Genomic DNA, 23,577 nt, shown 5'->3' with positions numbered 1-23,577 from the left:
GCCCTCCCGGGCCACCCAACAACTTACGGAGCAGGCATGAGGCCGTCGACGGCGAGGGCGCCCGGCGCCACCTCCGCAGGCCCGTCGTCCGGTGCTGCGAGGACGACGGTCGTGGTGCTGGGACCGGACCGGTCAGTCATGAGGCCGAGCCCTGCCCAAGAGCGTTACGGTGCAGGCCCGGACGGAAGGCCTGTCGCTTCGAACCGTCCGTGAGATCGTCGTGCTCGTGATCGAGTCCTGGGTGATCAATGACGGCAGCCCTGTCCCCGTGTCGTCCGAGACGGTGCTGGAGGCCCTTCGGTCGAGGATCAACAGCGGGCGGCTCGAGACATGGCTGACCAGTTCGTCCGGCCGGTCGCTGGCCTTCGTGACGAACACCGAGCGCGCGATGGTGATGCTGCTCGAGGAAGAGGGCGATCCCGGCGAGCATGCGCTGCTTGCTACCGGGCCCTGGGGCCGGGGACGGGCGGGGTACGCGGTCGCAGGCGCTCTCCCTGCGGTCCGAACATGATCAGGTACTCGACCGGGCCGCCGAGGCCGGCGTTCGCGACCCCGTGGGGATCGCGGGTGTCGAACTCGGCGACGTCCCCGGCACTCAGGACGAGGTCCTGGTCGCCGAGCGCGAGCCAAAGCCGCCCGTACAGGACGCACAGCCATTCCCAGCCGTCGTGGGAGACCTGCCGGGGCCGTGCGGGCGGCTCCTGGACGGCGGGCAGGACGTGTTTGTGGGCGTGCAGCCCCCCGACGTACCGGGTCAGTGGCAGCACCGCCTTGTCGTCGCCGAAACGCTGGAGCGCGGAGGCGCGGGGCTCGGCGGCGGGAGCGGTGCCGGCCAGCTCGTCCAGGGAGACGCCGTACTCCTTGGCCAACTTCAGCACCACTTCCAGGGTGGGCTTGCGTCGGCTGGTCTCGATCCGCGACAACGTGCTCGGGGCGATGCCGGTCGCGCAGCTGACGCCGGTGAGCGTGGAGCCGCGGTGTTCGCGTGCGGCCCGCAGCCGGGGGCCCATCGCCGCCAGCGTGTCGGCCACGTCGTCGCCTGTCACCTGCTCCGCCCCCTTCCGGACGTGCCGCTGCACCATCCTGTCCTGCAAGTTTGCCAGACTGGCAACGGTAATCGCGGTGGACGGTCGCTGCGCCGCATGATCGATGCGTACCGGCATCCACCTACGCACCGAGGAGAAGCCCCATGCAGCCCGAGCCGTCCGCCGCACTCCGGCACCGCACCGTCGAGGGCCCGGCCGGGCGCCTTCACCTGGTCGAGCAGGGCACCGGCCCGCTGGTCCTGCTCGTGCACGGCTTCCCCGAGTCCTGGTACTCCTGGCGCCGCCAGCTCCCGGCCCTCGCCGCGGCCGGCTACCGGGCGGTGGCGCTCGACGTGCGCGGCTACGGCCGCTCCTCCAAGCCTGCGGAGACCGATGCCTATCGGATGCTGCACCTGGTGGAGGACAACGTCGCCCTCGTGCACGCCCTCGGAGAGGAGAACGCGGTGGTCGTCGGCCACGACTGGGGCTCCAACATCGCCGCCGTCTCCGCCCTGCTCCACCCCGAGGTCTTCCGGGCCGTCGCCCTGCTGAGCGTCCCGTACGCGCCACCCGGCGGCCCCCGCCCCAGCGACATCTTCGGCCAGATCGGCGGCCCCGAGCAGGAGTTCTACGTCTCCTACTTCCAGGAGCCCGGCCGCGCCGAGACGGAGATCGAGCCTGACGTGCGAGGCTGGCTCGCGGGCTTCTACGCCGCCCTGTCCGCCGACACCATGCCCACTCAGGGCGAGCCCGACCCGCACTTCGTCGCCCACGGCGGCCGGCTACGTGACCGTTTCCCCGCCGGCGTCCTTCCGGCCTGGCTGGCCGAGGACGACCTCGACGTCTACGCCGGAGAGTTCGAGCGCACGGGTCTGACGGGCGCCCTCAACCGCTACCGCAACGTGGACCGCGACTGGGAGGACCTCGCCCCCCACCGCGGAGCCCCGATCAAGCAGCCGTCCCTGTTCATCGGCGGCGCCCTGGACGCCTCCACCACCTGGATGTCCGACGCCATCGACGCCTTCCCCACCACCCTCCCCGGCCTGACCGCCTCCTACCTCGTAGAGGGCTGCGGCCACTGGATCCAGCAGGAACGCCCCGAGGAGGTCAACCGTCTGCTGACCGGCTGGCTCGACACCCTCACGGGTTGAACCGCCAGGCGCGACCGGGACTAGCCGAGACCTGCTCAGATGGCTATGTCGGGCAGGCGCGGTGGGAGAGAATGCTGGACATGACGATTTGAAGAGCACCAGCCGGGCGGCAACACTGGCTCAAGGTCGGGAGCAGCTGGTCCGTTCCGCGTGGAGACCGCCGGATCTGCGCCGCATGTGGGACGCCCGTCCGCTCGTACCAGTACCGCTTCTATCCGCCCGAGTCCCCCATGTTCGAGCGGTGCATCGGGTTCGCCTGGTGCTCGACTTGCAGGATCTACTCCGGGAACATGGTCCATGTCCCGCGGAAGCGGGTTCTGGCCGATGCCCTCGCATCCCTTCCCTCTGAACAACGGGAGCGGCTCCAGCGTTCGGAGACGCGACTGATCGGGTTCCTGGACCGCCAGAACCGCCTCCCAACATCAATGTCAGTGGTGGCAGGCACGATGGCGGGCATGACGACACCCGTTGTGGAGATTGTGGATGCCGCCGCCTACGCGCTGGCGGTCGAGGACGCGGTGAAGGCCGCTGCCGCCTACTACGCGGGCGGCACCTCGCGCCTGGATGACGACGCGTACGACCGGCTCGTGCGAGGAATCGCCGCGTGGGAGGCTGATCACCCTGACCAGGTGCTGTCCGGCTCTCCGACCGGGAAGGTCGCCGGTGGTGCGGCCGAGGGCGATGTGCCACACACGGTGGCGATGCTGAGCCTGGACAACGTGTTCTCGCCGGAACAGTTCGCCGCCTGGGCGGCCTCGCTGGCCCGCCGGCTCGGTCATGAGGCGGAACGCTTCAGCGTTGAGCCGAAGCTCGACGGGCTGGCCGTCGCCGCCCGTTACACCCGGGGCCGGCTGACCCGGCTGATCACCCGGGGGGACGGGATCGCGGGGGAGGACGTCTCGCACGCGATCGGCACCGTAGAGGGTCTCCCGGATGAGCTGGCCGAGCCGGTCACGGTGGAGGTACGTGGCGAAGTGCTCATGACCACCGCTCAGTTCGAGCATGCCAACGAACTGCGCGCCGCACACGGCGGGCAGCCGTTCGCCAACCCGCGTAACGCCGCGGCGGGCACGCTGCGTGCCAGGGACCGGGCCTACACGGCGCCGATGACGTTCTTCGGCTACAGCCTGCTGCCGCTGCCTGGCACCGAAGGTGTCCTGGCCGAACGGCTGACCGCCCTCGCGCACAGCGAGCTGATGGCCCTGGCCGCCGATCTGGGTGTGAACACGACCGTCACCACCCTGGTGCCCGGCATCACCGCCGCCACCACTGACGAGGTGCTCGCCCGTGTCAAGGAGGTCGCCGCGCTGCGTTCCGACCTGCCGTTCGGGATCGACGGCATCGTCATCAAGGCCGACCTCGCCGCCGATCGGCAGGCTGCCGGCTCCGGATCACGGGCCCCGCGCTGGGCGATCGCCTACAAGCTGCCCGCCGTGGAGAAGATCACCCGGCTGCTGGAAGTGGAGTGGAATGTGGGCCGCACAGGCATCATCGCCCCGCGCGCGGTCCTGGAACCGGTCGAGATCGACGGCTCCACCATCACCTACGCCACCCTGCACAACCCGGCCGACATCACCCGACGCCAGCTGCGTCTGGGCGACCACGTCATGGTCCACCGTGCCGGCGATGTCATCCCGCGCATCGAGGCGCCCGTCGCACACCTGCGCACCGGCGCCGAGCAGCCGATCGTGTTCCCGCAGGTGTGCCCTCGGTGCGGGTCCGGCATCGACATCAGCCAGGAACGCTGGCGTTGCGAGCAGGGCCGCAACTGCCACCTGGTCGCCTCCCTCTCCTACGCCGCCGGTCGCGATCAGCTCGACATCGAAGGCCTGGGCGCCACCCGCGTCGTCCAGCTCGTCGAGGCGGGCCTGGTGACTGATCTCGCCGACCTGTTCACCCTCACCCGCGAACAGCTTCTCGGTCTGGAGCGCATGGGGGACACCAGCACCGACAACCTGCTCGCCGCTTTGGCCGCGGCCCGGACACAGCCGTTGTCGCGGGTGCTGTGCGCCCTCGGTGTCCGCGGCACGGGCCGGTCCATGTCCCGGCGGATCGCCCGGCACTTTGCGACCATGGACACCATCCGGGCCGCGGACGTCGAGGCTCTTCAGCAGGTCGAGGGCATCGGTCCCGAGAAGGCGCTGTCCATCGTCGCTGAACTGGCCGAACTCGCCCCGCTGATCGACAGACTCACCGCGGCCGGGGTGAACATGACCGAGCCCGGCGCCACGTTCGTGCCGGCCGCCGCAGAGACCGGCACCGAGGGCACGACCGTAGCCTCCACCCAGGCAGCCGGCCCGCTCACCGGGATGACCGTCGTGGTCACCGGCGCGATGACCGGGCCTCTGGAACAGCTCAGCCGCAACCAGATGAACGAACTCATCGAGCGAGCCGGCGGCCGCTCCACCTCCAGCGTGTCCAAGAAAACCACGCTGGTGGTGGCGGGTGACAACGCCGGGTCCAAGCGCGCCAAAGCCGAGGACCTCGGCGTCCGCCTCGCCACACCCGACGAGTTCGCCGCTCTCGTCGCCGACTTCCTCATCTGACACCGCCGCGGGAGAGACACGTCGGACCCCGAACTTCCTCAGCCGGCACCCGGTGAGGTGCTGATGGCCCGCACGTGCTGCGAGCACGGCAGGGCTCCGTGGGGCGAGTCCCTCGACGAGACCGGGGCGTCCGGGAAGACGACGGACTCGCCCTCGGGGGCATGGGGGTGCGACTGCGCATGGTGGAGGACAGCAGATGGGACCAGCTGCTTGAGGAGAGGGAGGAACATCCCGTCGCCCGTCCCCGACGGCGGTCCCGTGCTGCCGGTCGCCGTCCTGGCGGACGTCCCGGTGGTGTACGGCGGGGACGGGCCGTTGCTGGCGGACCTGGCGGCGATATCCGGACGTGGCGTCCGGATATCGCCGGCCCGGCCCGCGAGTCCTCGCCGACCTGCTGGGCAGCGCACTCTCCTTCGACGACCTGGTGCGCGACATGGACCGGTGCGGGACGGACGACGCCACACGGGTACAGCGGCGAAGGCCGATCCTGGGGGGCCGGCCAGGATCCGCGCGCGGGCCGTCTCCTCGCCGGCGTGAGCCCGGCCGATCGCCGTCAGCCTCTTGGACGGCACGGATCAGGCCGGGCAGAGTGACGACATGGAGATCTGGGACCACAAGTTCGTCTACTTCAAGGGGAATCCCTTCATAGACGAAAGCTCCGATCCGCAGGTCAACGCGCTGCTCGCGCAGTACGGCGCGGAGGGCTGGCAGCTTGTGAGCCACGCCCCGAACGAAAGAACCAAGGACGGTCAGTGGGTGACGAGCCTGACGTTCACCTTCAGACGGCCGCGACGTCGGTAGAGCTCAGCGGCCCAGCCGCAGCGCCCGACCCAGGAAGGTGTTCGGCCTGCTGCCGGGACGGCGTACGAGCCTGATGGACACCACACGCCCGTCGACCTCGAACCGGAGGACGCCGGCAGGCGATCACGCTCGGTACCCTCGACCCACACCCGGCGGACGCCTGCCACATCAGACTCTTGGCGGATCATGCTGCGATCGGCACGGTGAAGCAGGCCGCATGTGGCTGTGCTGTGCTTGCCCCTGGTTCCCATGGGCTCCTCCACGTTCGCGAGGACGAAGATCGATCGGTGGATCGCCGTCGAGGAAGGCAGGACGGCGGTCACTTCTTTGAACTGGCGCTTCGGGCTGCGCTGGGTCATTCGGTGATGGGAATCCGAGTTCGGTGAGAGGCCGTCTGCACGCTGCTCGATCCCTCACGCAGCGACCCCATGACGTGGAGAGGGTGCGCAGTTGGGGGTGGCAGTGCGGGACATGCGCGTGAGGGGCGGGGCAAGCGTCCTCCGGTCGCTTGCCCCGCCCCTCTTGCCGGTGAGTCAGTCCTGGGCGAGGTGGTCGAGGAACTGGCCGACCAGTTCCAGGCCGGTGCGCAGGGTGGCGGTGTCGTCGGCGAAGCCGATGCGGATGGTGTGCTCGATGTCGAAGGCGGCGCCGGGGGTGAGCATGACGCCGGTCTCCTGAAGGAGGCGGGTGCAGAACTCGTAGGAACCGATCGGAGCGCTGTAGCGCAGGAGCGCGGTGGTGCCCGAGGCCGGTCTGACGTAGGTGATGTCGTCGCGGCCGGTGACCCACTCGTCGAGGATGGCGAGGTTGGTGCGGGTGATCTGGTGGGAGCGGGCGAGGATGGCGTCCTTGTTCTCCAGGGCGACGCAGGCCAGGAGGTCGTCGACGCGTCCGACGCTGATGGTGGTGTAGTCCCGGTGGGTGGCTGCCTCGGTGAGCAGGCGGGCGGGACCGACGATCCAGCCCAGACGCAGGCCGGCCAGGGAGAAGGGCTTGGACATGCTGCCGGTGGAGATGCCGCGCTCGTACAGATCGGCGATCGAGACGGTGAAGCCGTTGCCGTCCTGGTCGACGCCCCGGTAGACCTCGTCGCACAGCACCCACGCCCCGACCCGTTCGGCGATCTTGGCGATGCGGGCCAGTGCGGCTTCGCCGAGGAGGGCGCCGGTGGGGTTGTTGGGGTTGTTGACGGCGATGAGCTTGGTGTCGGCCGAGACCAGGCGGTCGAGTTCGTCGAGGTCGGGCAGCCAGCCGTTCTCCTCGCGCAACGGCAGTTGGGTGACGCGGGCGCCGTAGCTGTCGGGGATGGAGTAGTGCTGCTGATAGGTGGGGACGACGGCCACGACGTGGTCGGCGGGTTCGACGAGGGTGGCGTGCACGAGGGCGTTCGCGCCGATCGCGCCGTGGGTGATCAGGACGTTGTCCGGGCCCTGGCCGTCGTAGAGGCCGGCGACGAGGCCGCGCAGGCGGGGGCTGCCGGGGATGGGACCATAGGTCAGCGGGGTGGCGTCGAGTTCGGCGAGGATCTCGCCCCGCCGCCCGGACATCCGCAGCAACTCGCCGGTGGTCAGGGAGCGGACGCAGGTTTCGGCGAGGTTGTAGCGGCAGGTCTCCTCGTGGTCGTTCATCCACTGCTCGACGGCGAACGGGCGGATCTTCACTGGGGCTGTCCCTTCGGCATGGCGTTGTCGTTGTGCAGGGCGGCCCAGGCGACGGCCGCGTCCTCGATGCCCAGTCCCACGGACCGGAAGTACACCGGCCGCGCGCCGCTCGGGCCCTGGGCGCGGCCGGCCACGAGGCCGGCCAGGTCGCCGCGTACGGCGGCGGGGTCCCAGCCTTCGGCGGCGGCGCGGGTCAGGTCGGCGGCGACGTGCAGGGTGGTGTGCGCGTCGACGTAGACGTCGAGGGCCTTGACGGCGGCGGGCGGGATCTCGCGGGCGCCGGGGGCGTTGGTGGAGATCGAGGTGACGACCGTGCCGGCGGGCAGGGTGCGGGGGTCGATCACATCGTCGGCGGCCGAGGTGCACAGCATCACCAGGTCCGCACCCGTCACCGCGTCCTCAAGGTTCGCCGCGGCCTGGACGCGGTCGTCGGCCTCGCCGACGCCCTGCGGGGAGAAGGCGCGGACGGTCATGCCGGGGCGCAGGTGGCGCAGGTAGCGGGCGTGCGCACGGCCGATGCGCCCATAGCCGATGACGGCCGCGGTGCGGGCGCCGGGTGGCAGGAGCAGGTCGGCGGCGAGCACGGTGGTGGCCGCGGTCCGCTCGACGGTCAGCTCGGAGGCGTCCAGCAGCGCGAGGGGCTTCCCCGTGGCCAGGCTCACGAGCATCGTCCACGCCGTGACCACGGCGGTACCGGCGGGGTCGGGCAGGTACGGCGAGATTTTGACCGAGTACACATCGGCATGGGGCAGGACGGCCGGGTAGTGGATGACGTCACCGCCACCGGGCAGGTCGACCGTGAACTGGCCCGGAGTCGGTGCCGTGCTGAGGCTGGGAGCCCCGAAGGCGTCGCGGAGAGCTGCGAGAACGGCCTGCTCGGAGACGCGGGGAGAGCTGATCACACGCATGATGAGCAATATATTGCTCACTCGGCTCGGTGGCAACATTTTTGCGCACTATAGTTCTCACCATGAGTCGTGAGAACGCCCCAGACGTAGACGGCCAGGCCACGCAGGAGTTCGTCACCCGCATCGGCACACGCATTCGTACGCTGCGCAAACACCGAGGCTGGGGCGTCCAGCAACTCGCCGACGCCGCCAAACTCAGCCGGCGCATGCTCACTGACATCGAACTCGGCCAGGCCAACCCCAGCCTCGCCACCGTCGACCGCGTCGCCCGTGCCCTCGGCACCGACTTCGCCGCCCTTGCCCTGCCACAGAACGGCGCCCCCGGCACGGAAGCCGAAGGCACGCTCGTATGGGAGGCCGCGGACGGCAGCACCGCCCTCCTGCTGGCCGCTACCGAGAACCCGCGCGCCGAACTGTGGCGCTGGACCCTCGCCCCAGGCGGCCGTTACGACGCCGAACCCGACCGGCCCGGCGCACAGGAGATCCATCACGTCCTCGCCGGCCGTCTCACTCTCGTGCTGGAAACCGGACCGCGGGTAGTGGGGCCGGGGCAGAGCGCCACCATCCCCAGCGACCAGCAGTACGCCTACCTCAACGAGCACACCGAACCGGCATTCTTCATGCGGGTGGTCAGCGGCGCCTGACGCCGTCGGCTTGCCCCGACGGGACAGGGCCGGCGGTCGGCGTCGGTGACCCTCTTCTGCTACTTCTCCTCGCTCACATGGAAGCGGCGGGGCCGACCGCGACCACGGACGTGCCCACCGCCTCCGGGCCGACGGCGACGTCGGCCGTGCGGTACGCCCACGGGTTCCGCGGGGTGTCGGCCGCCGCACCAGCTCCGGCAGCCCGTAGCCGGGGCCAGCCGGCCGCATCCTCGCCCGGTGTGGCCAGGGGAGCGGACGGTGCGGCCTGGCGGGGGCGCAGGTGCGGGGCGAGGTAGCGGTGCCAGGCCTTCGGCCACCGGCCCGTCCGGGCGGCGGTGGCCGCCCGGAGCGCGATGACCAACGCGTAGTAGCCGTAGTACGTGACCCCGAGCAGCACCGGACCGGAGCGGCCGTGCACCCAGGGGCTCTACCCGCGCCCCGGTCGGGCACCGTCCGGCTACTGGTGGGACGCTGCGACGATGACCCGACGGGATCACCGCAGGTCACCGAATTAGACTCGAACCTGCGAGCGAAAATAGCCGTCTTGACCTGCTGTACTTCGCGCGCCGGGTCGTGCAGCAGCAGGCGGAACGGTCGCTCGCGGAGATCGACCGGTGGATCGCCGCCGAAGAACGCAAGGCGGCAGCGCTCCGGCATGCCGCCCAGCGGGACCGGCAGCGTGCCGAGCGGCTGGTTTCGCCGCCGCCGTCTGACGAGGCTCTGTCCCGTCCGGGGGACGGTCGCGACGCTCCTGTCGCCGGCCTTCGCCCTCTTGGTCGGTTTCGTCGAGCCGTCCGGCCGGCGACTGCCGCTGCGAGGCCCCGGTCGATCGGCTGTCGGCTGGGGCCCGGCGTGCCCGCTCGAGTTACCCAACGGCGGCGCGCTCAAAGCTCAGGAGATCGGCAGCTCGATCCCGAAGTGTTCCTTCACATCTCGGGCCATTTCCTCGCCCGCCGAGGGGGGATTCGACCGTCCCACCACGCCGTGCCACCAGGGATCTCGTACCCGGTGTCGAGGAGCCGCCTGAATCTGTCGTCGATACGCGCCACTTCCGCGGCGAACCCCCCGATCTCCGGTGTCTCCCGTATGACCACGTCCTCCTTCACTTACTCGATCGGCTTGGTGGAACCGTCCGCCATCAGCACCCGCGTGCCGCGGACGAAGCTGTTCACTTCGCAGACCGCGTTCTGGACCACGCCCTCCCCGTCTCACGAGCCTCCTCCCGCACATCCCTGCCGGCCTCCTTCACCGCCCGCCTCACCTGCGACGGCTTCGACCGTGCCGCCCCGCACCCCCAGATCATCAATCCCGGAGCGATCCAACCCCCTCAAAGATCATTTCGTCGGGAGTTCCAAGGCTGTTGTGGCTGTGCCGCGTTGATGCGAGGTGCGCAGGGGGCGGGTTTGCCCACGATCACCCCTTGGTCGTATACATCGGATCCTTGGTCGGAGCGTCTCTGCTGAAGGCCTCAACTGCCGTGCATTCGGGCTTGATTCGTTGACAGAGATCGGATCTCCTCTCCATACTCTCGGCTGACGGCCTCGTAGCCAGACATCGGTAGCCGCCGCTCGTGAAGTGTTGATGGCCAAGGAGAGCTGATGTGAGGCGTCATCTAGCGGTCATACCCGCGCTCGCGATGGTCGGGGCTCTCGCAGCCGCCCCCGCGTCCGCCGCGGACGTCGGTTCATCCGGCCACCACGGTTTCACGGTGCCGTCAGCGGTACTCGACCATCTCCGCCAGGATGACTGGTCCCAGGTCCAGAGGATCCTGTCCGGGATCTCCGGTTCGGTGACGTCGCCTCTGAGGATCGGCGACGTGGACAAGGGCAGCTACACGACCGGCCAGCTCATGGGCAACGGCGACATCGGTGCCGTCGCTGCGGGCGTGTCCGACACCTCGCAGCAGTTCTACTTCGGCAAGAACGACTTCTGGGGCACGCTGCACGCGCAGGGCAGCTCGGTCAAGGACAACGCGGGCATTCTCTCCGGCGGCGGGCTGGACGTCTGGCCGACCACCGCGGCGGGTACCGACGCGGCGAGCGCGTTCTCGATGAAGCAGGACATCCTCAACGCCCAGGTCACCACGGACATGGAGCTCAAGGACGACGAAGGTGCCGACGCGCCGCTCCAGCTGAACTCCTGGACCGCCGACACCGCGAACGTCTTCGTCACCGAGATCCGCAACAACGGAACCGGGCCGGTGACGCTGAGGATCAAGCAGTGGGTCCCGGCGATGGCGTACGCGAACTCGGGCGCGACCGATCTCACCGATGCGCAGCAGACCTACCCGTACACCGGGGGAGTGGACTCCTCGCAGCCCGGTCCGGTCCTGTGGACGACGCGGGACAGCACCACCACCAACACGAGCGGCTATCGCAGCCGGATGGCGACCGCGACGAGCGTCGTCGGCTCCGGGCTCGTGAACCCCCGCGAGCAGATCGAGGCGAACGACTACTACGACAGCAACAAGGGCAAGTACTACAACTCGCTGGGCGAATCAGGGAACGTCACCGTCGCGCCGGGCGCGACCACGTCCCTGGTCACCTACCTGAGCAGCAGCAGCGGCGACTACAACACGATCAAGAGCGTCACGGACGTGCAGAAGGACGCCGTGGACGGGGTGCGCGCGTATGCGTCGCAGAGCGCCGTCGACCGGCTCAGGGCTGAGCACCGGGCATGGTGGAAGGACTACTGGCTGCGCAGCTACGTCCAGTTCGCCGATCCGGAGGTCGCCCAGTACTACTACGGATCGCTGTACGTGCTCGGCAGCTCCAACCGGCCGACGAGCGCGAACGGGAAGGTGAATCCGCAGAACCTGCCGGGCTCGATGTACGGCGAGTGGGTACCCGCCGACAACGTGGGCTGGGGTGGCCGGTACTTCCTCAACTACAACCAGCAGGCGCAGTACTACGCGGCCGGCTCGAGCAACCGCATCGACACCGAAGTGCCGTTCGACCGGGTCATCGCCTACGACCTGCCGTGGCAACAGAACAACGCCGCCGCGCAGGGACACGACGGCGCGGTGCACGTGCGGACGTTGTCGCCTTTCCACCTGCTGGCGAGCGACCGGCCGGCGCTGAACCCGAAGGCGTCCGTGCCGGTCTACGGGTTCAGCTCAGGGTCCACGGACCAGAAGTCGAACGGCTTCTTCGCCGCGATCAACATGCTCTCCTACTATGAATACACATTGGATGATCAGTACCTGCGCACGGTGCTCTATCCGTATCTCAAGCAGCTGCTCGACTTCTACAGCTCCTACGTGCTGAAGCAGGACGACGGGAACGGGCAGTACCACTACTCGGTGATCGGCTCCTCGATCCACGAGGGCGACGCCGCCGACATCAACCCCGATCTCGACATCGGCGCCATCAAGTACCTGTCGAAGTTCCTCTCCTCGCATGCCCGGGAGATGGGCGAAGCCCAGGGCACCGTCGCACGGTGGAAGGACTTGGCGGACCACACGGCGTTCCCTCAGGCCGAGCTGCCCCAGGGCGTCTTCTCCGCGAACAACAACGACGACTTCGTCCCGACACTGACGGCCACCGACTACCAGTCGCCGAACCAGGCGCACGTCGACATGATCGAGCCGGGCGACCAGCCGGTCGAACTCGAGGGCGTGGTCTTCCCCTTCGAGAACGTGCAGCAGCTCGACGGCGACCCGGAACTCCTCGGCAAGGTCCGCAACACGCTCGAGTACATGAACTCCTGGGCGGCCACCGGGTTCGCCGGCTGGAGCAGCCAGAACAACGGCTTCCCCAAGGTGTTCCCGATCGCGGCGCACGCGGGCTGGCCGGCCGCGGACCTGCTGGCGAAGTTCAAGACGGCGCTCAAGGCCAAGGTGCGTACCAGCAACCTGACCTACTACGGCAGCGGTGGCGCGGTCGAGACCGTCGGCGCGATGGAGGGCGTCGACGCCATGCTGCTACAGAGCAGCACCACGCCCCGGATGCCGACGACCCTGTCGGTGTTCCCCAACTGGGACCGGACCCAGTCGGTGAGCTACGAGCGGCTGGGCGCGAAGGGCGACGTCGAGGTGTCGAGCGCGTTCGACGCGGACACGGGCACGGTGTCCTACGTGGACCTCACCAGCAAGCGGGACGGGAAGATCGCGCTGGTCGACCCGTGGGCCGCCGGCCGTCCCGTCATCCGGCTGGTCAACGCCGACAGCACACTGGGCGAGCGCGTCGACTACGACGTGCGGGGCGGCAAGCTCGTGTTCGACGCCGGACAGGGCAAGCGGTACATGGTCATGGTCGACACCACCGACCACGCCCACACCGTCACCGGAATCTCGCTGTCCACGTACTCGACGACGCTGGTCTACGACAGCGCGCACCGCCACGCCTCTGCGGGCACCGGCACCGTCACGGCCGCGCTCGAGGGCGGCAAGCCGGGCGACACCGTGGTGTGGAAGTCCTCGAACAGCCGCGTCGTGACGGTGACCGGGTCCGGCAGGACGGCGACGCTCCAGGCGGTCGGCACCGGCGGCGGCAAGGTCGCGGACGTGACGATCACCGCGCACGCTGTCGAACACGGCGGCTTGTCCGCCGACGGGGTACGTCAGACCGTCCACGTCAAGGTCGCCGACGTGTCCACGGTCCCGACCGGACTGCACCTGCTCAGCCCGCCGGAGGCGACGGTCTACGGGCCGGCGTCCACCGGTGCCGACAAGGGCAAGGTGACCGGCACGAACCGGATGCAGCTCACTGCTTCGGTGTCGCCGGCCAATGCCTACGACCGGCGGATCGCCTGGCGGTCGAGCGACCAGAACGTGGCGATGGTCGACAAGAACGGGCTCGTGGTCGCGCGCGGGGCGGGCACGGTGACCATCACCGGTACCAGTATGGCCGACCCGAGCCTGCCACCGGTCACGACCACCGTGAAGGTGACCTCATCAGGAGCGGACTTCAGCGGGTACGACCCGTTGGCGTCGGTGCTGACCGCGGCGAGGAAGGTCTCGGCGTATTCGGGCGACACCACCGGAGGCGGCGGCTTCACGCGGGTCTCGACCAGCCGGGACTGGGAAGGACTACAGGAACGCTTCCAGATGGCGTACGTCAACGCCATGGGCGTGAAGGCGCGTTACTCCGGCTATTCGTCGGTGAACATCAGCGAGGACACCGCCTACTTCGCGGCGCTCGCGCTGAACGAAGCAATCAAGGCGATCGACCCGGCCCTCGCCGTCACCCTGCCGGACAGGGCCGGCCTGGGCGCGACTATCGCCAGTGACTCGAAGTGACCGCCGAAGATTTAATCCCTGCCCACCGCAGCCGGGGCTGGTGGGGCAGCACTTCGCTGTTCGACCAGCCCCTCCCGTTCTTCTCTGCCCCGTCATCCGGGCTCGTGTCGGGTGCGAGGAGCCTGAGGGCGGGGTGGTTCGGGTGGCGGGGTTGGTGTCCAGGGCGCGGGGCTGATCGTGGCCGCCCCGGCGGTCCGATGAAATGAGCGGTGCAGGCGGCCGACCGGAGGGAAGGGAGGCGTCAGCGCTGGCGGTTGGGGAGCATGCTCAGGGGGTTCATGACCGCGGTGGGGAAGTCGTCGGGCGGCAACGCGTGCGGGTTCACCTTTTCCTGCCCGGTCGTGGCGACGGCCGGGGGACGAGCTCGACGACGCCGGCACCCCGCCGGACCGGATGCGAAGTGAAGGCGTCGATGACCCGGATGGTGCCGAGCAGGTTGGTGCCGATCGTCGTCTGCGCCGCCTCGAGGTGCGCGGGGCGCGCGGAGGCCGCCCAAGAGCATGCCGCCCTACATCGTCACCACGGTGTCCAGCTCGGGGGACCGGGCGAGCGTGGCGTCACGGGCAGCCGCGACGGAGGCGCGGTCGGTGGCACCGATACTGATCGTGCCGAAGCCTTCTTCGGCGAGTTCCGAGAGTGCCTCAAGGCTGCGGCAGCCAACGGCCACGGTGCTGCCCGCCGCAGCGAACCGCCGGGCCGGCACTCGCCCGATACCCGAGATCGCGCCGAGGATGAGAACGGTGTGGCTGGAGAGATCCACGAGGTCTTCCCTTCGGCCCAGAGCGTCTCGGCCCAGAGCGTCTCGGTCCAGGGCGTCGCCGACGTTCAGGGGCGCGGCGCACACGGCGACGCTCTCTGTCTCTTTCGAAGCGCAGTCTCGACGGCACCCGCCGGGTGGGGGAGAGCCGCCGTCTTCCCTGGTCCTGCCAAGCCCCCTCTGGGACCCGCGCACCGCATCACGGTGCCGGTGTGAAGGACGGGGGAACCGGTAATCGGCTCGGCAGCCACCTTCGTGCCCGGCCTGCGCCGTGAGGACGTCGCCCTGCTCGCCGGGATCAGCTCCGGCTCCTGCCTGCGCCTGGAACGGGGCCGGGACAAGAACTTCTCGAAGACACCCTGACGAACGCGGATTTTATACGGCAGGCAATGAACAGATCTTCATAGTCTGAAGTCCCGTCAGGATCCGTTAAAGGGATCTCCTGATTCTCATGAGAATCTTCTTGAACCGGGCTGCACGGGCGTTGCGGACGCGCGTTGTGTCGAACACTGCTGTGCATGTCTACGACTGTTCTCGACCCGGCCACACCCATGCGCGTCGGTCGTCGTGCGCCGTGGCGGTCTCCCGTTGACCAGCCGGCGTACGCGCGCCCTGCGCTGCTGGTCATCACGGCGCTCGCCGCCGTGTTCTACACCTGGGGGATCGATCACAGCCAGTACCACACCTTCTACGCGAATGCTGCCCGGAGTATGACGGAGAGCTGGAAGGCTTTCCTCTTCGGCTCTTTTGACCCGGGAAATTCCATCACTCTCGATAAATTGCCGGGATTCCTCTGGCCGCAGGCGCTCTCCGCGCGGTTCTTCGGATTCCATCCCTGGGCGCTGACTCTTCCTCAAGTGGTCGAAGGGGTGGCCAGCCTGCTGGTGCTGCACCGGCTGGTGCGCCGATGGTCCGGGGTCGACGCGGCGCTGATCGCCGACGCGGCGTTCCTGCTGACGCCGGTGGCCGTGGGGCTCTTCCGCACCTCGGTCGAGGACCCGGCCTTCACGCTGTGCATGCTGCTGGCCGCGGAGGCCGCCCAGCGAGCCGCCCGGGACGGCCGACTGCGCCCGCTGGTGCTCTCCGGCGTATGGGTCGGAGTCGGCTTCCAGGCCAAGATGCTGGAGGCGTGGGTGGTGCTTCCGGCGCTCGCCCTTGTCCATCTGGTGTCGGCGCCCCCCGCGCTGCGCAAGCGGCTGGCGCACCTCGGCGTGGCCGCCGTGGTGATGACCGCGGTGTCGGCGTCCTGGATGCTCGCTGTCAGCCTCACCCCCGCGAGGGACCGGCCCTACGTGGACGGAACCACCAACGACTCCGCGTTCAGCATGGTGGTCGGTTACAACTTCCTGAACCGCTTCTCCTCGCTCGGTGTCAGCGCGGCCGCCACCGGCAGCGTGAGTGCGACGCAGGGCGGCGGTGGCGGCCACCACGGACGGCAGGCCACCGCCGGGAGCACGGACCGCGCCTACGGTACGGCCGGCACCGGACCGCGGCACCGTGCCGGCACGTCGTCCGGTACCGGTACCGGTACCGCCGCCCACCATGGCACCGGCACAGCCGGCGCGCAGGACGCCCAGAGCGCGCAGACCGCCCAGGGCCGGTTCACGGGTACGCGGGCGGCTGCCGCGCGGCAGGGCGGCGGTGCTGGTGGTGGTCAGAACGGCTGGTCGAAGATGTTCGGTACGTCCCTCGCCTCGCAGACCGGCTGGCTCTACCCGATCGGCGCCGCCGCCGTCATCTGCGGTCTGCTGTGGCGCCGGGGCCGGCCGCGCACCGACGGCATCCGAGCCGGATTCCTGTTGTGGGGTACCTGGCTGGCCATGTACTTCCTGGTTTTCAGCGCGGGCAGCGTCGGCGGTCATACGTACTACATGGGTGTGATTGCCGTCCCGCTCGCGGCGCTCACCGGTGGCGGCGTCGTGCAGATGTGGCGTGCCTTCCGGGTCGGCGGTCGTCGGGCCTGGGTGCTGCCGGGCGCGGTGGCGGCGACGGCTGCCTGGAGCGTGTACCTCGCAGCCCAGTTCCCCTCCTTCCTTCCGTGGCTGGCACCCTTGGTGGGCGTGCTGGGGCTCGCCGCCGTCGTCCTGCTGGCGCTGGCCCGTTCCGTGCGCACGCCGTCCGGCGGCCGACTCGCTCTCGCCGGGCTGGCGGCGGCCCTGGCAGCGCTGCTGATCACGCCGGGCGCGTGGGCCGTACAGGTCTTCAACCCCTCGTACGGCAGCACCGGCATGGGTGCGGTCGGTCCGTCCGGCACGGACCGCGGCCACGGTTCGGTGACGTCGGCCAGCGGTCGGCGCGGCGAACTGCTCTGGGGCGCCGGCACGATGCGTGCCGGGACGGGGACAAAAGCCGCCGCCCGCAGCGGTTTCGCCGGCTTCGCCGGTTTCGGCGGCCTTGAGGCCGACGGCCGGCTCACCGCGGTCCAGTCGCAGCTGCTGCACTACACCACCCTGCACCAGGGCTCGGCCGAGTACGTCTTCGCGACCACGGGGTGGAACTCCGCCTCCCCGTACATCCTCGGCGCCGGCGCCCACGTCCTGCCGATGGGCGGCTTCAGCGGCCAGGTGCCCTTCCCTACCGAGGCGCAGTTCCGACAACTCGTGGCTTCCGGCAAGCTGCACTACGTCCTGGTCGGCGGCGACCGGGGTACCGGCGCCTTCTTCGGCGGCAGCGGGCCCACGACGACCACGGACACGGCGCAGATCACCACCTGGGTCCAGGCCTCCTGCACCCGGGTGCCCGCGTCCGCCTACGGCAGCACGGAAACCACCGAGATCACCGACACCACCGCCCCGAACCTCTACCGGTGCGGCACCGGTCAGTGACGGGACGGCCGTTACGGCCGCTTCAAGCCGACGGCAGCATCCAGCGCTGACTGGCGCCGCCCGCCTGGGCGGGGATGGTCCACTGGACGCTGTCCGTCGTGTCGCTGTGGGCATCGGCGGGGCGGCGAGGCAGAGGCCGACGAGCAGCAAGGGCAGGCCCGGACAAGGCCGCCGGCCGGGAAGCCGTCGCAGGCAGGGCGAGCGGTCAGCTGGCTCTGAGCGAGGCCGCGGTCGAGCACCGGCTCGACCGGACGCTGGAAGCCACGGGCCTGCGCGACCAGGCAGGGCAGCCGCTGACCTGCACGCCGTACGACTTCCGCCGGATGTTCATCCCCGAGGCCGTCACCGGCGGCCTACCCGTCCAACCGCCGCCCGCAATCTCGGACACGGGACGCTGACCACCACTCAGGCGCACCTTGCGGTCTTCCAGGACGACCTGGGGCGGACCCACCGCGGCTTCCTCGACCGCGCGGGGCGGATCGACCGCAGGACGAGTACGGTGAGCCCACCGAGCAGGAGTGGCGCGACTTGCAGCAGCACTTCGAGCTCCGCAAGGTGTCGCTGGGCACCTGGGGGCGACCCTACGGAACCCCCTGCAAGCGTGGGCGTGCTTGCATCCGTTGCCCCGGTCCTCCAGATGGATCCGCGTCAGCGATCCCGCCTCCTGGAGATCATCCAGAACCTCCGCGAGCGCATCCGCGAGGCCCGCGCCAACGGCCGGCTCGGCGAAGCCGGAGGACTTCAGGTCAGCTTTGACGCCGCGATGGCCAAGCCGACAGCGTGAAACGGGCTCCGACCGATGGCCGGCCGCAGCTGGTCGCCCTTGGCGTGCCGGTTTTCACCGACCCCGCACCACTGCTTCAGCCAGGATCGGCAGAGCCCGGATACCGGCGCGGATGCTGTCACCGAGCGAGTTCTGCTTGGCGAAGACTGCGGAACACCTCCGGGGTCGTCCATCCGCGCAGCGTGGCGTAAGTCGACGAGCGGAACGCGGCCTCGGCTACGGTGGCGTCCAGGGCCCCGGCCAGTTCAAGAGTCACCAGCCCGTGCAGGGCGGCCCAGATCGACAGGGCGATCGCCGTTGCGTCGCCGACGAGGACGGCTGCCGTCAGGGCGCGATCGATCGCCGCGAGGAGCGGACGGATCGGGTCGCTGGCACCGGCCTCCCCCGACGGGTCGAAGGACTGCACGCCACCGAACAGCACCGTGTACAGGTAGCTGTGCCCTCGCCCCCAGTGACGGTAGGCGACGGCCAGCGCGTAGAGGTCGGCGAGAGGGTCTGCGGAGGTCTGCACTGCCGACAGGTGCTGGAACAGGCCGGCGACGGCTCTGTCGCGCACCGCACCGATCAGGCCGTCCTTACCGCCGAACAAGGAGTACACCGCCGTCGTCGACGCCTCGGCAGCGGCGGCCACGGCGCGGACCGTGAGCGACTCCCGCGGACGGGTGGCGAGCATCTCGGTCGCGCACTCAACAAGCCGCTCTTTGACGGCCTCGTCGTTTGTTCTGGGCCTACCCACGATCAGCAGCCTACCTTCTTTGATAACGTCGTTTTGAAACGGCGTTCTGAAACCGTCGGAGGTCTGCTGTGCCCACGTCCGCCATACGCCTCGTCCGCTTCACCGGACGCTTACTGCTGGCCCTGGCCGCCGTCACGATGCTGGTCGTCGTCTTTCTCGCACTGATCGCCCTCACAGACGGGGCAGGCTCGGGGCTCGCCGCGTGGTTGACGGCCCTTGGCGCCGGGGCTGTCCTGGCGATGTGGCTGGGTCGGCGCCGCACTTGGCCGGCGCGGCTCGTGCCGTTCCTGCCGGTGGTCGTCGCGGCGGCATTGACGGCGACGGTCTGTATCCCGACCGTGCCGACGGCCCGGCGATACCCGCCCGCCCTACCCTTCGTGGCCACGGAGCACTGGAGCCTGGCCACAGGCAGCCGGGTCGCGGTGTACCACTACCGGCCCGCGAACCCCGGCACCCGGCATCCCATCCCGCTCGTGTACCTCAACGGCGGACCGGTCCGTGGCATCTCGGTGCTCGACCATCGGTTCCTGCAACTCCTGGCACGCCAGGGTTACGACGTCTACGCCTATGAACAGGCCGGCGGCGGACGAAGCGACCTGCTGCCCATGAGCCAGTACACGATCTCCAGGTCGGTCCGTGACCTCGCCGCCTTCGTCGACCGCCTGGACAGGGGCAAGGTCGACATCCTCGGATTCTCCTCGGGTGGGGCCGTGCTCACCCGAGCCCTGGCTGCCCCGAGCGTCGCCGCCCGCCTGCACCGGGCGATCATCGCCGAGCCCGGCCCCATGGACGGCCCCACCGCACACATCACCGGGCACCAGGGCCGAAAATCCGCGCACGGCCTCGCGCCGGCCATGTCCGGACCGCGATCGACGCACGTCCCCCGGTACGCCGTGGCGTTCGGCCTCATGCGACTCGGACTCCTCACCCCCGACACCGGCCTGATCGGACAGGCCGAAGGCGACAATGCCTTCACCGCCGCAGACCTCGGCAGCGACACCGCATCCGCCTACTGCGCTCGCGACGCGCACCGCATCCCCGCCGAGGACACCGCACAGAACTTCTCCTTCAGCCCCGCCGCCAGCATCCGCATCCAGCAGACGGTCAAGGACTCCCCCTCCATCGCTTCGAAGCTGAGGCGCTCCCGGACTCCCGCGATGCTGATGATCGCCGAGTGTTCCTCCCAGCTTCGTCAATGGGAGACCACCGTCCTTGCCGAAGACCCCGCCATCCAGCGCACGCAGTACATGCCCGGAGTCGGACACCACATGTGGAACGACCTGGACGACAACAACGACCGAGCTGCCGCCGTCATCACCGCCTTCCTTCAGGACAAACCAACCCCCCTGCCGAACTACCCGACCCGCGACGAGATCCCTGCCTTCCTGCACGACCACAAGTGAAGACGTTGTAGCGCGTCACCAGCAACGGCGGGCGAACCCTCGAAGCTGCCCGGGCCCTGTGCGAAGTACAGCCAAGGGCGATCTGGTGTCGTGCGTGATGGTTGGTCAGAAGTCGGTCGTAGATTGGCGTTCATGGAGTGGGCGGCCTTCGTCCAAGAGGCGGGGGGTCCGCAGCACTCCTGCAACTTCGAACATGTGTCCGATACTCTCCTGGGTGCGTCTCGTTCGTGGCTCAAGGGGAGTGACATGCGCTACGGCTACATCGGCTCGATGAAGGTCAAACCCGGTCACCGCGCGGAGGTGGTCGCCGTACTGGTCGCCGGCGCTGACGGTCTGCGTAAAGCGGGATGCCATCTCTACGTCGTGACCGAATCGGCCACCGACGAAGACACCGTATGGGTGAGCGAGGTGTGGGAGAGCAAAGAGCATCACGACGCGTCGTTGCAGTTGCCCGAGGCGAAGGCTTCCATCAGCAAGGTCATGCCGCTGCTGACAGGTGAGTTCACTCGTCAGGAGACGTGCGTCGCGGGCGGTCTCGGTATCTAACCGCGGCTGCGTGCCGCTCCCGATCGGCCTGCATGCCTTGCCGCTGCCGCTGCCGCTGCCCGCCCGTTAGTCCTGCGCGCCGCCGAGCGCGAGCGGCTGAAGAAGATGGCCTACGGCAACAAGACCGAGTATCGGCTGCGGATGCGCGCGACGGTGGTGCTGCATGCCGCATGCCGCATGCCGCATGCCGTACGCGGGCGCTCCAACACGCGCATCGCCCGCGAGACCGGCCTGCCCCTGGACACGCTCCGCTGCACCACGAGGTCCAGGCCCGGGAAGAGGACGTCTTCGAGCATCTCCACCTTCATGAAGGCGTGATCCCCTGGCGGAACGTCCCTGAAATCTCCGCTCCTCAGCGCATGTTGTCGGATACGACGTGCTGCAACTGGACGATCAGGGAGCCTGGTAGAAGGGGATGGGGATGTCGTGAGCCTTCAGAGCCGCCGTGTAGCGAGCCAGCAGCTCGTCAAGGTTGGAAAGGAGGATGGCCGCGGCCTCGCGGGCTTCACCGACGCGGCCCTGGTCGCATGCTTCAACGATGTGGGCGACGTCTGCGCGGACGATCGACAGGGAGTCTCCCTGGATCAGCACGCCAGGAAAGTTATGCTGGGGCAGACGGACGACCGCATCGTTCCCGGGGTCCGTGAACAGCTCAGCCTCTACACGTTGCATGTGGTCACCCAACCTCAGACCTGACCGCGTCTCGCGTCTCCAGGCGTAGTCATCACGGAAGCGCGGCCAGAACCCTTCGGTTGGCGACCCTGAGCGCCACAGTCGGCCGGGGCAGCTGCCGATTCGGGCAGTGGATCGCGGTCCGGGCTTCGTCACGTGGTGGACAGGCTCCATGCTCCGGCCGAGCGTACCTGGTAGTAGTCGCGGCCCGGCCACTGGAACGTATGCTCTCCGGCGCGGCCCTCGACCACCGTCACCCAGTAGGCGAGGACGGCCAGACGGAGGCCGCCGCCATGATGTCGAGAACCGGGTTCGGCTCGGACGGGTTCGGACGGGAGGCTTGGTCCAGGCCTCGACAAACTGGGGAAGTCCAGTGAGCGCCAAGCCGTGGATGAGTGCGCCGGCCGCTGGCATCGCCCTGTAGGTCGACGCCGTGCGAATCACGCACTCCTCATGCCACCTTGATGACGACCTTGCCCGAGGTGTGACCGTTCTCGACGGTGGCGAGGGCGGCCGGGGCGTCGGAGAACGAGTGGACCGCGGTGATCACGGGTGCGAGGAGTCCATCGAGGGCCAGCCGGGCCGACCGCTCCAGGTTCTCGCGGTCGACGCGACGCTCGACGAAACGCCCACCGAGATCGGGCACAGACATGTCACCCACAGCGATGACGTTGCGGGGATCCTGGGCCAGCGGGGCGACCGTCCGCAGCGAGGCGCCTCCGACCAGGTCGACGATCCCGTCGAAGCCGTCCGGAACCAGCTCGCGTGCCGCGGAGACGACATCCCCGGCCGTGTAATCGATGAACCGCACCCCGATGGCCTCGGCGTGCTCGCGTTTGGCGGTACTCCCGGTGCCGATCACACGCAGCTCGCGCCCGACAGCCAGCCGGGCGACGGCGAGGCCGACCCCGCCCCCGACGCCGTTGACCAGAAGCGTGGCACCGGCCGGGAGGCCGAGCTGGTCGAGCACGTCCACCGCGGTCGTCCCGGCCACCGGCAGCGTCGCCGCCACGGTCGCGGACAGACCCGCCGGGATGCGCGCGGTGTTCGGCGCGGACAGCACCGTCGTCTCGGCGTAGGTGCCGCCACCCGTGAGTGCGAAGCCGAAGACCGCGTCACCCACCTCGAGCCCGTCGACGTCCTCGCCCCGCGCGAGAACCGTTCCCGCCGCCTCCATGCCCAGCACGCGGGGAAACGGACGCCCGCCGTCGAGCCCGTCGACCAGACCCGAACGCAGAAGGTGGTCAAGGGGGTTCACACCGGCCACAGTGACTCGGACCAGTACCTCACCGCGACCGGGGAGGGGATCGGGACGATCGAAGAACTCCTGCACCTCAGGCCCGCCATACCTGCCGAAACCCCACGCCTGCCCCATCTTCCGCCGCCTCTCGTACAACCGACCCGGTGATTCCGGGCGTTGTCGCCATCCTCACCTCTGACACCGATGTAAGGGGCAAGCCACTGTGGTGCAGGTCACGGCATCAGGCCGACTGTTCCACCGGTTCCGGGGTCGTGGACAGCTCCGCCCGGTGCCGTCTGTTGGCCTTGATCAGCACGTCGAGTGCATCCCGGGTCTCGACGAGGTGCGCGATGTCGGCGTCGATCCGGTCGCGCTCGCGCATCATCGCCATGAACGTCTCCTCAGCGACGCCCAGGTCAGCCGGGACGTCCACACACGGCAGCACAGTCGCGATCACCCGGCTGGACATACCGGCGTCGAACAGCTGTCGGATGAGCGACACGCGCTGGACCGCAGCATCGGAATAGTGACGCTGCCCCGCGTCGGAGCGTGAGCTGGTCAGCAGGCCCTGCTCTTCGTAGTACCGCAGTGAGCGCGGACTCACGCCCGTGCGCTTGGACAACTCGCCTATCCGCATCC

18 protein-coding genes and 2 pseudogenes are annotated in these 23,577 nt (G+C 69.3%); 11 read left to right on the top strand and 9 right to left on the bottom strand.

The genetic code is table 11. The features are described 5' to 3' along the window. Positions 1-440: 440 nt before the first annotated feature. Positions 441-1,046, bottom strand: a complete 606-nt coding sequence (locus AAW13_RS31235; protein WP_107483452.1) for a helix-turn-helix domain-containing protein — start codon at positions 1,044-1,046, stop codon at positions 441-443. A 143-nt stretch (positions 1,047-1,189) separates the two neighbouring features. On the opposite strand from AAW13_RS31235, the gene AAW13_RS31230 reads away from it, so the two are divergent. The 3 genes from AAW13_RS31230 (at position 1,190) to AAW13_RS31215 (ending at position 5,523) form a co-directional block, all read left to right on the top strand. Further along, positions 1,190-2,176 (top strand): alpha/beta fold hydrolase, encoded by a 987-nt coding sequence (locus AAW13_RS31230; RefSeq protein ID WP_046734520.1) that lies wholly within the window; start codon positions 1,190-1,192, stop codon positions 2,174-2,176. 455 nt (positions 2,177-2,631) lie between these two features. After that, on the top strand, positions 2,632-4,722 hold the full coding sequence (gene ligA / locus AAW13_RS31225) for an NAD-dependent DNA ligase LigA (protein ID WP_046734523.1): 2,091 nt from the start codon (positions 2,632-2,634) through the stop codon (positions 4,720-4,722). 597 nt (positions 4,723-5,319) lie between these two features. Continuing rightward, a complete protein-coding gene (locus AAW13_RS31215) occupies positions 5,320-5,523 on the top strand; it encodes a DUF4177 domain-containing protein (RefSeq protein WP_143145053.1) in 204 nt (67 codons plus the stop codon). A gap of 533 nt (positions 5,524-6,056) precedes the next feature. On the opposite strand, the gene AAW13_RS31210 is transcribed toward AAW13_RS31215, so the two are convergent. Both AAW13_RS31210 and AAW13_RS31205 read right to left on the bottom strand, forming a co-directional pair. Next, a complete protein-coding gene (locus AAW13_RS31210; protein WP_046734275.1) occupies positions 6,057-7,184 on the bottom strand; it encodes an aminotransferase in 1,128 nt (375 codons plus the stop codon). After that, on the bottom strand, positions 7,181-8,092 hold the full coding sequence (locus tag AAW13_RS31205; protein ID WP_167391755.1) for an ornithine cyclodeaminase family protein: 912 nt from the start codon (positions 8,090-8,092) through the stop codon (positions 7,181-7,183). Before AAW13_RS31205 ends, AAW13_RS31210 begins: the two co-directional genes overlap by 4 nt. Before the next feature lie 62 nt (positions 8,093-8,154). On the opposite strand from AAW13_RS31205, the gene AAW13_RS31200 reads away from it, so the two are divergent. Then, positions 8,155-8,736, top strand: a complete 582-nt coding sequence (locus tag AAW13_RS31200; RefSeq protein WP_052768752.1) for a helix-turn-helix domain-containing protein — start codon at positions 8,155-8,157, stop codon at positions 8,734-8,736. 73 nt (positions 8,737-8,809) lie between these two features. Here the strand turns inward: AAW13_RS31200 and AAW13_RS31195 are convergent, their stop codons facing one another. After that, a complete protein-coding gene (locus tag AAW13_RS31195) occupies positions 8,810-9,154 on the bottom strand; it encodes a hypothetical protein (RefSeq protein ID WP_046734277.1) in 345 nt (114 codons plus the stop codon). A gap of 1,371 nt (positions 9,155-10,525) precedes the next feature. Here AAW13_RS31195 and AAW13_RS31185 point away from each other — a divergent pair. Continuing rightward, positions 10,526-13,975: a glycosyl hydrolase family 95 catalytic domain-containing protein gene (locus tag AAW13_RS31185; protein ID WP_167391754.1), complete on the top strand. Its 3,450-nt coding sequence runs from the start codon at positions 10,526-10,528 to the stop codon at positions 13,973-13,975. Positions 13,976-14,231: 256 nt separating this feature from the next. Here AAW13_RS31185 and AAW13_RS44375 read toward each other — a convergent pair. Continuing rightward, positions 14,232-14,735 (bottom strand): annotated as a pseudogene (locus tag AAW13_RS44375) (SDR family NAD(P)-dependent oxidoreductase); the annotation flags it as partial. 252 nt (positions 14,736-14,987) lie between these two features. On the opposite strand from AAW13_RS44375, the pseudogene AAW13_RS45160 reads away from it, so the two are divergent. The 3 genes and pseudogenes from AAW13_RS45160 to AAW13_RS46105 all read left to right on the top strand — a co-directional run. After that, positions 14,988-15,077: pseudogene (locus AAW13_RS45160) on the top strand (transcriptional regulator); the annotation flags it as partial. 173 nt (positions 15,078-15,250) lie between these two features. Beyond that, complete coding sequence (locus AAW13_RS31175; RefSeq protein WP_046734280.1) at positions 15,251-17,557, top strand: ArnT family glycosyltransferase; 2,307 nt, start codon at positions 15,251-15,253, stop codon at positions 17,555-17,557. Between the two features lie 607 nt (positions 17,558-18,164). Next, positions 18,165-18,341 (top strand): hypothetical protein, encoded by a 177-nt coding sequence (locus AAW13_RS46105; protein WP_167391753.1) that lies wholly within the window; start codon positions 18,165-18,167, stop codon positions 18,339-18,341. A gap of 118 nt (positions 18,342-18,459) precedes the next feature. Here AAW13_RS46105 and AAW13_RS31165 read toward each other — a convergent pair whose 3' ends face one another. Then, complete coding sequence (locus AAW13_RS31165) at positions 18,460-19,077, bottom strand: TetR/AcrR family transcriptional regulator (RefSeq protein WP_046734282.1); 618 nt, start codon at positions 19,075-19,077, stop codon at positions 18,460-18,462. A gap of 137 nt (positions 19,078-19,214) precedes the next feature. On the opposite strand from AAW13_RS31165, the gene AAW13_RS31160 reads away from it, so the two are divergent. The 3 genes from AAW13_RS31160 (at position 19,215) to AAW13_RS44365 (ending at position 21,344) form a co-directional block, all read left to right on the top strand. Beyond that, on the top strand, positions 19,215-20,480 hold the full coding sequence (locus tag AAW13_RS31160) for an alpha/beta fold hydrolase (RefSeq protein WP_079179040.1): 1,266 nt from the start codon (positions 19,215-19,217) through the stop codon (positions 20,478-20,480). A gap of 246 nt (positions 20,481-20,726) precedes the next feature. Next, the gene (locus tag AAW13_RS31155) at positions 20,727-21,026 is read left to right on the top strand and encodes a putative quinol monooxygenase (RefSeq protein ID WP_046734312.1); all 300 of its coding nucleotides are present in this window, start codon (positions 20,727-20,729) and stop codon (positions 21,024-21,026) included. Between the two features lie 105 nt (positions 21,027-21,131). Continuing rightward, positions 21,132-21,344, top strand: a complete 213-nt coding sequence (locus AAW13_RS44365; protein ID WP_079179038.1) for a hypothetical protein — start codon at positions 21,132-21,134, stop codon at positions 21,342-21,344. A 75-nt stretch (positions 21,345-21,419) separates the two neighbouring features. Here the strand turns inward: AAW13_RS44365 and AAW13_RS47865 are convergent, their stop codons facing one another. The 3 genes from AAW13_RS47865 to AAW13_RS31135 form a co-directional block, all read right to left on the bottom strand. Next, the gene (locus AAW13_RS47865; protein WP_046734285.1) at positions 21,420-21,698 is read right to left on the bottom strand and encodes a DUF6959 family protein; all 279 of its coding nucleotides are present in this window, start codon (positions 21,696-21,698) and stop codon (positions 21,420-21,422) included. A 451-nt stretch (positions 21,699-22,149) separates the two neighbouring features. After that, positions 22,150-23,073 (bottom strand): NADP-dependent oxidoreductase, encoded by a 924-nt coding sequence (locus AAW13_RS31140; protein ID WP_107483450.1) that lies wholly within the window; start codon positions 23,071-23,073, stop codon positions 22,150-22,152. Positions 23,074-23,179: 106 nt separating this feature from the next. Further along, on the bottom strand, positions 23,180-23,575 hold the full coding sequence (locus tag AAW13_RS31135; RefSeq protein ID WP_046734287.1) for a MerR family transcriptional regulator: 396 nt from the start codon (positions 23,573-23,575) through the stop codon (positions 23,180-23,182). Between the last annotated feature and the right edge of the window lie 2 nt (positions 23,576-23,577).

The organism is Streptomyces humi (genome assembly GCF_001005085.2).
Lineage (GTDB): Bacteria > Actinomycetota > Actinomycetes > Streptomycetales > Streptomycetaceae > Streptomyces > Streptomyces humi.
This window is presented reverse-complemented; position numbering and strand designations above follow the sequence as displayed.